This is a genomic window from Asticcacaulis sp. AC460 (genome assembly GCF_000495795.1).
GTDB lineage: Bacteria > Pseudomonadota > Alphaproteobacteria > Caulobacterales > Caulobacteraceae > Asticcacaulis.
In genome coordinates this window covers 1-11,724 of the sequence record NZ_AWGD01000037.1, presented here as the reverse complement: position 1 = coordinate 11,724, position 11,724 = coordinate 1, and the positions used below count along the sequence as shown (strand labels likewise).

The 11,724-nt window shown below is 64.1% G+C and carries 5 protein-coding genes; 1 reads left to right on the top strand and 4 read right to left on the bottom strand.

Annotated elements, in window-relative coordinates; genetic code table 11:
- Nucleotides 1-62: 62 nt before the first annotated feature.
- Entirely contained in the window at nt 63-1,034 is a 972-nt protein-coding gene (locus tag ABAC460_RS44075) for a UDP-glucuronic acid decarboxylase family protein (protein WP_023455251.1), read from the bottom strand.
- Nucleotides 1,035-1,206: 172 nt separating this feature from the next.
- On the opposite strand from ABAC460_RS44075, the gene ABAC460_RS44070 reads away from it, so the two are divergent.
- Nucleotides 1,207-2,730, top strand: a complete 1,524-nt coding sequence (locus ABAC460_RS44070) for a B12-binding domain-containing radical SAM protein (RefSeq protein ID WP_023455250.1) — start codon at nt 1,207-1,209, stop codon at nt 2,728-2,730.
- 1 nt (nt 2,731) lies between these two features.
- Here ABAC460_RS44070 and ABAC460_RS44065 read toward each other — a convergent pair whose 3' ends face one another.
- From ABAC460_RS44065 to ABAC460_RS44050, 3 genes are all read right to left on the bottom strand, one after another.
- On the bottom strand, nt 2,732-3,583 hold the full coding sequence (locus ABAC460_RS44065; protein WP_052012808.1) for an FkbM family methyltransferase: 852 nt from the start codon (nt 3,581-3,583) through the stop codon (nt 2,732-2,734).
- Between the two features lie 15 nt (nt 3,584-3,598).
- Entirely contained in the window at nt 3,599-5,767 is a 2,169-nt protein-coding gene (locus ABAC460_RS44060) for a tetratricopeptide repeat protein (protein WP_162150344.1), read from the bottom strand.
- 154 nt (nt 5,768-5,921) lie between these two features.
- On the bottom strand, nt 5,922-11,724 hold a 5,803-nt coding region (locus ABAC460_RS44050; RefSeq protein WP_023455246.1), incomplete at its 5' end, for a cadherin-like domain-containing protein.

Here is an 11,724-nt window from a genome sequence, read left to right as displayed (position 1 = left end):
ACGATTTCCGTCTGCGCCCCGCCGGGCCTGCGCACAAATACGTTGATTGACCTCGTATTTTCTCACCCGGCTGCCGGCTCGCGCCCAGCCGCCAGGCGGCTCTGGAAATGCGCGATGGTGGCGCGCAACCCCTCATCCAGCGAGACAGCCGGCTGCCACTCCAGCACCTGCCGGGCCAGGGATATGTCGGGACAGCGGCGGGCCGGATCATCCTGCGGCAAGTCCCGATAGACGAGCGGGGACGACGACCCCGTCAGGCGGATAATGCGCTGGGCCAGGTCGCGCACCTCGACCTCATGCGGATTGCCGATATTGACCGGGCCCGTCACCTCGGGGCCCGTGTCCATCAGGCGGATAAGCCCCTCGACCATGTCGTCGACGTAGCAGAAGGCCCGGGTCTGGCTGCCGTCGCCGTAGAGGGTGATGGGCTCACCGCGCAGGGCCTGAACGACAAAACTGGACACGACACGCCCGTCATTGGGCTGCATGCGCGGACCATAGGTGTTGAAGATGCGCGCGACCCTGATCGCGACCTTGTGCTGGCGGTGATAGTCGAAGAAGAGGGTTTCGGCGGCCCGCTTGCCTTCGTCGTAACAGGCCCGCGGCCCCAGGACGTTGACATTGCCGCGATAGCTTTCCGGTTGCGGGTGAACGTCCGGATCGCCATAGACCTCGCTGGTGCTGGCCTGCAGGATCTTCACCTTCAGCCGCCGCGCCAGGCCCAGCATGTTGATGGCGCCGACAACGGAGGTCTTGATCGTCTGTACGGGGTCGAACTGATAATGGACCGGCGAGGCCGGACAGGCCAGGTTGTAGATCTCGTCGACCTCGACAAACAACGGCAGGGTGACGTCGTGGCGCAGGGCCTCGAACTGCGGCAGCCCCAGCAGGTGAGTGATATTGTCCTTGCGGCCGGTAAAGTAGTTGTCGACGCACAGCACGTCATCGCCGCGCGCCAGCAGCCGCTCGCACAGGTGCGATCCGAGAAATCCGGCGCCGCCCGTTACCAGGACGCGTTTGCGAGACAGGCTCATGGGGCGGTTCCCTTTTTGCGGCGGCCGCGGGCAGAATCACGGCGCAGGCCCGTCATCGTCTAACACCGGCGGCGCGATCTGTAAGCCACGGGTTTTGAGAGGCCAGCGGCGCGTGGTAGGAATAGTCCGGTCGAATCGCGACCTCCCGATCACCCTGCGGTACCCAAGAGCGATGGCGCCTCACTTCACGCGAATATGCCTGATAAACCCGCCGTCGGCCTTCCTGCTGGATGAACGGGTGTTCGTTAATCTGGGTCTGTTGAAGGTCGCCGCCGTGCTCGAAGCCGCCGGCTGCACCGTCGATTTTGTCGATCTGTCCGGCGTGCAGAACTATCTCGATGTGCTGGAGCACTATTGCAGCGGCACGACGCATGATGTCGTCGGCCTGACCGCGACAACACCGCAACTACCCGCCGTGATGAAGGTCCGCGAGGTTCTGCGCAATCGCTGGCCCCAGGCGCGGCTGATCCTGGGCGGGCCCCACACCACCTTGATGTACGCGGCGCGCAAGGTGGAACAGAAACGCGGAACCGTCGGCGGACGCGGCGCACGCGGCGTCGACCTGCTGGAAACCGCCTTCGACGTGCTGTGCGCCGGCGACGGCGAAAGCGCCATCTTTGCCGCCATGGCGAAGGCGCCGCCGAAGTATATCGACGGCGACGACCATCACAGCCCGCTGTTCATGTCCAATGCCGACTATGAGGCCAGTCCGCTCCCCGCGCGGCACCTGATCGACATGAAGAGCTACCGCTACCAGATCGAAGGCCGGCCGGCGACCAACCTGATTGCCCAGCTGGGATGCCCGTTCAACTGTGGCTTTTGCGGCGGCCGCAACAGCCGCAGCCTGCGCCTGATCCGCACCCGGTCCAGCGAGTCCGTGGTGCAGGAAATCGAGTTCCTGCACCGTGAGTACGGCTATTGCGGCTTCATGTTTTATGACGACGAACTGAACGTCAATCCGCGCCTGGTCGAGTTGATGGACCAACTCACGGCCCTGCAGGAACGGCTGGGCGTCGAGTTCCGGCTGCGCGGCTTCATCAAGGCGGAGCTGTTCAGCGATGCTCAGGCGGCGGCCATGTACCGGGCCGGTTTCCGCTGGCTGCTGTGCGGCTTCGAAGCCGCGGCGCCGCGCATTCTGACCAATATCGACAAGCGCGCCACGCTGGACGACAATAACCGCGCGATGGCGATCGCCAGACGCCACGGGCTCAAGGTCAAGGCACTGATGTCGATGGGCCATCCGGGTGACAGTGAAGAGACGGCGCTGGCCATCCGCGACTGGCTGATCGGGCATCGGGTCGACGACTTCGACGTCACCCTGATCACGCCCTATCCAGGTACGCCCTATCACGACCTGGCCGTGCCGCACGACAGCCTGCCCGATGTCTGGACCTATAGCCACCCGAAGACCGGCGACCGGCTGCATGCCCGCACCGTCGACTACGCCGTGACGGCCGACTACTACAAGGGCATCCCCGGTGGCGGCTATCAGTCGTTCGTCTTCACCGACTATCTCAGTTCAGACCAGTTGGTGAGCCTGCGCGACCGGATCGAGGCGGAGGTACGCCAGGCGCTGAACATTCCGTTCAATCAAGCCAGCAGTTCGGTCTTCTTCGAACACTCGATGGGTCAGGGGCCGTCCCTGCCCGACTCGATCCTGCGCCAGGCGCGACCCGAGGCGGTGGTGGCGCTTTGACCTATGACGGCTGCCGGGCCGTTACGGCCTGCAAATAGATGTCGCCACACGCAGTACCGCAACGCCGGTCATAGGCCTTCAGCAGGTGCAGCGAGACGTCGTACGAACGGTAGACATCGTGCAGTATCTCGGCGAGCCGCAGCAGTTGGTCCGCCGTCATCAGGTCCAGGCGCGTGATGTCGCGCACAAATACGGCATCCGCCCACAGAACCTGGCTGAAACCCGCACGGGGATCGTTGCCGATCATGAGCGGCTTGATCGCCCGGCTGGTGAGCGGGGCGAACCGGTGGATCATGAAGCCCTGGGTGCGCAGGAAGCGGTCGACATCGGCGTAGAGTGGCTGGTCGACATACATGGGCAGGAATTCGACCTCAGTATGGATGAGAAGCGCCGTTTGCAGGCATTGCATGGCGTTTTGCAGGGCCATGAGTTCGCCGCCCTGGATGTCGATCTTGAGGTATTCCACGCCTCGAACCTCCGGTACGTCGTCGAGCCGCACGGTGTCGACCGCCTCGGTGGCGATGACCCTGCCCCAGGCGCCAAAACCATGAAATAGTTCCAGCAGCGGCATGTTCGGCTCCAGGAGCGAGGTCATGCCTGGGGCCTTGCAGATATGCAGGATATGACGCCCCCCATCGCCCACCGCATGCGGCAGATAGGTTTCCGCCGGGCCCCTTTTGAGGTTGAGCGCCGCCAACGCCGCGGCATCGGGTTCGAAGCCCGTAACCTGCGCCCGTCCCATGGCCAGAAGCGGCGCGTAGGGCGGGTCACCGTCGATCGGGCTGGCGCCAATATCGACAATCCGGATCGGATCCGCCGGCCCGGGGAGGACCGCCTTGAGAATGGCGCGCATGGCCTTCACGTCAGGTCATCCACCTCTGGCCGCGCGCATGTCGCGAAAGGCCGCCTCAAGATGGCGGGCGAAAGTCTGGACGTCGAATAAGGGACTGTTGAAGCGGGCCTGGCTTATCCGTCGGCGGACCTCGCCATAGGCGTCAGGGTCCTTCGCCAGGGCGACGGCGCGCGCGACATAGTCCGCGCGGCTTGAGACGATCATGTCGTCGAGGCCGACACTGCGCGCCAGGCTGGCTGCCACCCGGCCGGCAAAGGTGTCGCCCGGTCGGGTCAGGACCGGAACGCCACCCCAGATGCCGTCGCTGGCGGTGATGTGGGCATTGTAGATCGGGGTGTCGAGGATGAGGTCAGCCTGCCGGTAACGCGCGAGGTGGCGAGGTTTGGGCTCATGGCTGGCAAAAATCAGCCGGTCGGGGTCGATGCCGTGTTCCTGCGCATACATGCGGAAATGGGTCAGGGATTCATCAGGGCCCTTCAGCAGCCACAGCACGCTGTCCGGAGCTGCGGCAAGGATCGCCATCCAGTCGGCAAAAACCTCGGGCGTGATCTTGTAGGCGTTGTTGAAGCACGAGAACACGAAGCCATGTTCCGGCAGCCCAAGTTCGGCGCGCGTCGGCGTCCACTCCGCCAGCGGCTGGTTGCGGTCGTGAATCAGATAACAGCCCGGCAGGCGTATCACCGTCTCATCGAACCAGACATCGTCCTGCGGTGGCACCACGACCGGATCGGCCAGGACAAAGTCGACCCATGGTGCACCGAAGGTGCCGGGAAAGCCCAGCCAGTTGACCTGAACCGGCGCCGGCCGATGCGCCAGGATCTCGGGCTCGCCAAACCGGGTGTAGCCGGTCAGATCGACCAGTATGTCGATCCCGTCGTCGCGGATACGCTGGGCTGAGGCATGGGGTTGGCCGGATTTCAGGGCGACGAAGCGATCGCAGCCGGCAATGACCCGCTGGCGCCACTGGCTGTCGTCCGCCGGCCCCAGAGCGTAGGCAGTGACGGACACCTGGTGGCGATCGTGGGCGGACATCAGCCCTGCGACCAGATGAGCGACCGGATGTTCGCGGAAATCCGCCGACAGGTAGCCGATGCGCAGCGGCCCCGACGCGGAGAGGGGGCGCGGTGCCAAGGGCGCGATGTTGCCGGCCAGCTTGCGGACGTGCGAACGCGCAACGGCCTGCTGGACCTGTGACGTCAGGGGCAGGGACAGGGCGCTGAACGGCGGCACCGCGACCTCTTCACCGGCGGCGGCACGCGCCTCAATGCCCTTGACCAGGCGGTCCATCAGGGTGTCGATCTCACTCCAGTCGGCCAGTTCGCGCAGGTGAAAGACCAGAGAATCGAGGACGGCCAGGTTGTCGGGGTCGCGCGCCAGCAGAAAGCGGTAGTGATCGATGGCACGGCGGGTTTCGCGGCTGTCGGCCAATAGCCGGGCCAGGTTGAGCCGCGGCGCGGACTGGGTCGGGTCACGCGCCACGGCGGCCTCATAGACCGCCATGGCCTCCCTGGGTTGGCCGCGACCTTCCAGCAGGATACCGAGATTGTTGATCGCCATCTGCAGGTTGGGCTGCAGCCGAATCGCCTGACGGTAGGCCGCTTCGGCCTCATCCTTGCGCTCCAGCGCGACCAGGGTCATGGCGCGGGCGAAATGGCCGTCCGCATGGCCCGGCGCCAGTTGCAGAGCGCCTTCGATCATGTCGAGAGATTCAGGCAGCCGGCCGTTCTTGCGGTGAAGGGTGCCGAGGCGGATCCGGGCCGCGACGTGGTCGGGCGCGGCGGCGACCAGTGCGGTCAAAACCTCGGCCGCATCGGCAAGACGGCCCTGCCGTTCGAGGATCAGGGCGAGATTGTAACGGGCCTCGACATGACCGGGCGCCAGGTCCAGTGCCCGCTGCAGGCTGGACTCGGCTGCGTCCAGTTGACCCGCCTGGGCCGCTGCGATCCCGAAATGCATATGGAAGACCGCCGTCTGCGGTTCCAGGTCCATCGCCCGGCGAAGCGGGAGGAGCGCCGCTTCGGGCTCCCCACCCTGCTGCAATGCCAGCCCGAGCAGATGGTGGGGCGCGGCGTCATCGGGGCGATCAGCCGTCAGGCTCTGCGCCAGGGCTTGCGCTTCGGCGAAGCGGCCAGCCTGGCCGAGGCCGACGATCCGGTTTAGCGCCTCCGAAAGGGCGGTGTCCATGCTGCGAAAACCTGCCATCCCGGATCAAGGTTGCAAATCCTATGTGCTGCTTCGCGCCGCGAGGTCAAGTTCCGTCCCGGCTCCATATGGCCGCACGGATGTGATGGCGCACGAAGGCTGATTTGAACCTTGATTTTTCCGGGTTTGGCCGGTGTTACTGGAAGACGAGGTCGGACTTGGTGATGGTGACATTGTTGTCGAAGACGACGGTGGCCGTAACGCCGCCGCTGCCCGTGCCGTTGCTGTCCCAGACCAGGGTGTGGGTCGTGGTGTTGTAGATGAACTGACCGACATTGCCGACCGCCGTACCGTTGGCGTTGCTGGTGAACAGGGTGTTGGCCAGGCTGTTGGTGAACTCCGACGCGTTGAACGCCAGGTGGTCGATGCCGACCTGGAAGTCCGTGGCGTGGTCGGTGCCACCGCCCGACTTGGCGAAGACGAAGGTATCCGCTTCGGTACCGCCGGTCAGGTTGTCGTTGCCCGTACCGCCGGTGATGCGGTCGATGCCCGCGCCGCCGGAGATGGTGTCGGCACCCGCACCGCCGTCCAGGGCATTGGCCCCGATATTGCCGGTGATGGTGTTGTTCAGCGTGTTGCCGGTGCCGTCGATGGCGCCCGAACCGGACAGTTCCAGCTTCTCGACGTTGGCGGCCAGGGTACGGGTGACGGTCGAGATGACCGTGTCCGTACCTGTGCCGGTGCCGGTGTCTTCGAAGACGACGTCGTTGGTGTCGTTGACATAGTAGACGTCGGAGCCGAGGCCGCCGGCCATGGAGTCGGCGCCCGCACCGCCGTCGAGGGTGTCGTTGCCTTCACCGCCAGAGATGGTGTCGTTGCCGTCCATGCCGTAGAGCTGGTTGGAACCGCGGCCGCCGGTGACGTGGTTGGCCACCGCGTTGCCCCAGGCATTGGTCGCTGCTGTACCCCAGCTGGCCAGTTCGACGTTCTCCAGGTTGTCGGCCAGGGTGTAGCTGACCTGGGAGATAACAGTGTCGGCCGTGCCGCCGCCGACATATTCGATGACTTCGTCGGTGGCGACATTGACATAGTAGGTGTCGTTGCCGGCGCCGCCGTCCATGATGTCGCCGCCATACGAACCGTCGAGGATGTTGGCGCCCGACGTGCCGTAGAGGTAGTTGGCCAGCGAGTTGCCGGTGGCGTTGATGTTGCCCGTGCCGGTCAGGCGCAGGTTTTCGATAAAGGCGCCGATGGTGTAGGAGACCGAGGATCGGACGGTGTCGAAGCCGCCGTCGTCGATGCCTGTCACACTTTGCTCCGATGCCACGTCACCGATGTTGTCGACGATGTAGAGGTCATCCTCGCCCTTGCCGTACATGGTGTCGGCGCCGGTGCTGCCGTTGAGGCGGTTCATGCCCGAATTGCCGGTCAGTACGTTGTTCAGGCTGTTGCCGGTACCGTCGATGTCGTCGCTGCCGGTCAGCTTCAGATTGTCCTTGCCCGCCGCCAGGGTGGTGGAGGTGCTGGAACAGATCAGGTCGATGACCGAGTTGACCGTTACCTCCAGAGTCGTTGGGGTGGCGGTTTCGCCGTCAGAGATCCAGTATGTTAAAACCACGGTGCCATTGTAATCTGCGTCCGGGGTGACGGTGTAAATACCATCCTCCTCGGTGACCGAGGCATGGCTGGCGCTAATCGAGTAGATCGTGAGGCTCAGGCCGTCGGCACTGCTCCAGCCCTGAAGAAGTTCCTCAGTGGACACCGTGGTGGAGGTGTCTTCGTCGATGCTGTCCAGTTCGACCGGGGTATCCAGTTCCGGCGCGTCATAGACGTTTTGGACCTCGATGGTGGCTTCGCCGTAGCCGACGCCGGTGGTGGCGTCGTGGACTTCGTAGGTGAAGGCGATCTCACCGGTGTAGTCGTCCGGCGTGGTCACCGTGAAGGTACCGTCGTGGTTGTCGACCACCGTGAAGCCGTCGCCGGCATCCAGGTTGTGGACCGTGAAGGTGGTCGGTCCGTCGACATCGGTCCAGCCGGCCAGCAGGTCCTCCGCGTCGATGGTGATCGGCTGATCTTCCGTGGCGGTACCCAGGTCGATGGGATCTTCCGGCGCCGTCGGGTTGTCATTGACCGCGGCGACCGAGAAGGTGCTGGTGAAGATGGTCGAGCCACCCGAACCGTCCGATACCTTGTAGGTGATCGAGGCGCTGCCGTTATAGTTGGCGGTCGGCGTGAAGGTGAAGCCGCCGCTGCCATCCGAAGCAAAGGTGCCGTTGGTCGCGCTCAGGCAGTGGATGGTCCAGCCCGACTTGGTCGGGTTGTCGACATCGCTGATACCCGACAGCAGGGTGTCGCGGCTGATGTTCGTCACCGTGTCTTCGCTGGCGCCGGTGATGGTCCCCGCCGTACCGGTCGGCGCGTCGTTGACGGCCGTAACTGTGATTGAACCGGTGAATTCCGTCGTGCCACCGTAAAAGTCGCTGACGGTGTAGCGGAAGCTCGCCACGCCGTAGAAGTCGGCATTGGGCCGGAATTCATACAGCAGGGTATTGGTATTAACTGTGAAGGTGCCGTTTTCGGAGTTGTAGAGGTTCAAGGACCAACCCGAGGTGTTCAGGTCGTCCTCCGGGTCGACGATGTTGGCCAGCAAGTCACTGACTTCGAACGCCACCATGCCGTCTTCCATTATGGGATCGAAGGTCATAGCGGTGCCACGCGGCGCGTCATTGACGGCACCGACGGTAAAGGTGTTGGTCAGGACACGCGTCAGGCTGCCGTCGGAGACGGTGTAGGTGATGGTGACATCGCCATTGAAGTCGGCATCCGGAGTATAGACATAGTTGCCGCTGACGAGGTTGATGGCGCCTTCATCGACCTCGATCGCGGTGATGGTGAAGCTGGGGCTGCCGCCGTCCGGATCGGTAACGCCCTGCAGCAGGCTGGCGGTGGTGATGTTGAAGGTCTGGTCTTCCAGGGCGCCGGTCAGGTCGGCCGGTTCGCCGGTCAGGTCCGGAGCATCGGGTTGCGGCGTAACGGTCAGGCTGCGGGTGGCGGTGACCTGCGTCGTGCCGTCCGACACCTTGTAGGTGACGGTGACTGTGCCGTTATAGTTGGCGTCCGGCGTGATGGTGAAGCCGCCGTGGCCGTCGCGGACGACCGTACCGTGGTTGACCGAGATATCCGACACGACCAGGTCCGGCAGGACGTTGTCCTCGTCGCGTTCGAAGTCGATATCGGTCCAGCCGGTCAGCAGGGCCTCATCCGATCCGGTGAAGACGGCGTCTTCGTTCACCGAGCCGAGCGAACCTGGGCTGGTCGGCGCGATCGGAGCGTCGTTGACGTTCTCGATGATGATCGTGATCTCGGACAGGACGTCGGTGGTGCCGTCGGATACCGTGAAGTTGATGGTGACGGGGCCGTAGTAGTCGTTCGGCGGATTGTAGCGGTAGGTGCCGTTCGGGTTGAGGGTGATGGTGCCTTCGGAGGCGAAGACGTCCGAGACCGTGATATCGGCATCGTCGGGGTTTTCAACGCCGGCAAGGAGATCCGAAACATGGAGAGTCTTGACCGTGTCTTCCTGCATGTGGATCGTGGCGCCCGGAATGACGGTCGGGGCGTCGTAGGTGTTGGTGACCGCGACCGTGATCGTGCCCTGGGTCGTGGTGTCGCCATCGCTCACCGTATAGGTGATGGTGGCGTTGCCGTAGAAGTTGCTCGCCGGGGTGAAGGTCAGGTTGGTCCCGCTGATCGACACCGAGCCCTGGTCGCTGACAGCGGCGCTGATGGTCAGGGATTCGGACGGGTCGATGTCAGCGATATGGCCGGCGACATCGATGACGATCTGCGTTTCTTCGTCGGTCGTGCCGCCATTGAAGCTATCGGCGGTCGGCGCGTCGTTGACGTTGGCGACAAAGATGTACAGCGTGCCGGTATCGGACAGGGTACCGTCGGAAACCGTATAGTTGATGGTGGTCGAGCCCTGGAAGTTCGCCGTCGGGGTGAAGGTCAGGACCGTACCGTTGGCCGTGACCGTGCCGTTGGCACTGGTGCCTGAAAGGGTCAACTGGGCATCGGTATGATCGACGTCCGAGATCAGGTCGGCGATGTCGATGTTGCTGGGTTGATCTTCGGTGCCGCTGATCGAGACGCTGTCGTTGCCGATCGGGGCGTCGTTGACCGCCGTCAGGCTGTAGGAGATCGTCGCCGGCAGGGAACCGCCTTCGCCGTCCGAGACCGTATAGCTGAGGGTGACGCTGCCGTTATAGTTGGCCGTATGGGTGACAGTCCAGGTGCCGTTGCCGTTGTTGTTCACGGAGCCATGGTTGGAGGTGACGCTCGACACCGCCAGTTCGTCGAGGGTGTCGACATCCGAGAAGCCGGTCAGCAGTTGCGCCAGCGTTACCGTATAGGTCTGGTCTTCCGTTCCGCTGCCCAGCGTGGCCTGGCTGCTGCTCAGGGTCGGCGCGTCATTGGTGCCGTGCAGGGTGATGGTGACGACTTCAGTGTCGTAGCCGCTATGACCGTCGCTGATCTGGATCGTGTAGGTCTGGGTCCAGGTCTGGCCGGCGGCCAGGAACTGAATGTCGGCGTTATCGACACTGAAGCTCCAGTTGACCGTGCCGCTGCCGTCGCCGGTCGAGTCGGGGCTGACCTCGGCGGTAAGCGCGCCATAGTACTCGGTGACGCTGGAGATGACATTGCCCGGGGTGACCGTAACTGTATGGGTGTCGAGCAGGTCGACATCCGTAAAGTCGATGGAACCCGTGGCTGTCAGCTCTTCCAGCACCGGCGGGGAAGAGGTCAGGCTGGTGGCGACTGTGTCTTCGGTGAGGCTGGCGGAGGTATCGCCGCTGACCTCGAACACCGGGGCGTCGTTGGTGCCTGTGACGGTGATGGTGAACGAGGCGCTGGTTCCCAGATTGCCGTCGGTGACCACGTAGCCGACGGTCACGCTCGCGGTCTCGCCGGCCGCCAGGTAGTCGTAGGCGCTGTTGGTCGGATCGAAGGTGAAGACGCTGCCCGATTTGGTGACGCCGTAGGGCAGGCCGGTGGCCGAGACCGACAGGCTGCTGTTTTCGACGTCGCTGGCATTGCTCAGGGCGTCGACGGTGACGGACGAGCCGCCTTCGGTCGCCGAGGCGCTGAGGGTGCCGGTCAGGATCGGGGCGTCGTTGACGGCGTTGATCGTCAGTTCCTGGGTCAGGTTCAGGGTGCCGCCGTGGCCGTCGGAGACCGTGTAGTTCAGGACCAGAGGGCCATTGTAGTTGTGGGTGGGTGTGATGACCCAGACCTCGTCATCATCATTGTAGCCGGCGGTGAAGTTGCTGCCGGTGATGCCGGTGACCGTCAGGCTGTGGCCTTCATCGTCGGTGACGCCCTGGAGCAGGGTCGAAGGCGTAACTTGATAGTTATGATCTTCGCTGCCGGCCGACAGTTCGGCCTGGGCGCCGCTGAGATACGGAACCGTATTGGCTTCGATGATCTTCTGGAAGATGCCGTTGTTGGCGGCGTCGGCCGAGGTCCAGGTGACCACGAAGCTGCCATTGACCAGGGTGCTGACCGAAGCGGCGACCTGTTCACCCGAGGTGGTGGTGTTGATCAGGATGGTGCTGCCGTCAGCCGTGCCGCTGGCGGTGAAGCGCTGGGCGTAGATACCGGAACCACCGCCATCGTCACTGCTGGTCCAGACGACGACGAAGCCGCCGGTGCTTAAGCCTGCGATCGCCGGATCCGACTGGTTGCCCGGCGCACTGGCGCTGGCCACCGTATTGGTTCCCTGGGCCACACCGCTGGAATTGTAGCGCTGGAACTGGATCTCGGTCGAGGTGCTGTCCTGCCAGGCGATGACATAGCCGCCGTTTTCAAGCGCGGCCGTGGTCGGGAAGCGCTGGTTGCCCGCCGTCGCCGTGTTGACGTGGACTTCGCCACCTTGGGCGACGCCGGCCGAGTTGTAGCGCTGGGCGTAGATGCCGTAGCCCAGGCCGCTGCCTTCCTGGCCA

Bases quoted from the DNA above. Each gene is read 5' to 3' on its own strand.
- ABAC460_RS44075 (WP_023455251.1), bottom strand. From the start codon at position 1,034: ATGAGCCTGTCTCGCAAACGCGTCCTGGTAACGGGCGGCGCCGGATTT.
- ABAC460_RS44070 (WP_023455250.1), top strand. From the start codon at position 1,207: ATGGCGCCTCACTTCACGCGAATATGCCTGATAAACCCGCCGTCGGCC.
- ABAC460_RS44065 (WP_052012808.1), bottom strand. From the start codon at position 3,583: ATGCGCGCCATTCTCAAGGCGGTCCTCCCCGGGCCGGCGGATCCGATC.
- ABAC460_RS44060 (WP_162150344.1), bottom strand. From the start codon at position 5,767: ATGGACACCGCCCTTTCGGAGGCGCTAAACCGGATCGTCGGCCTCGGC.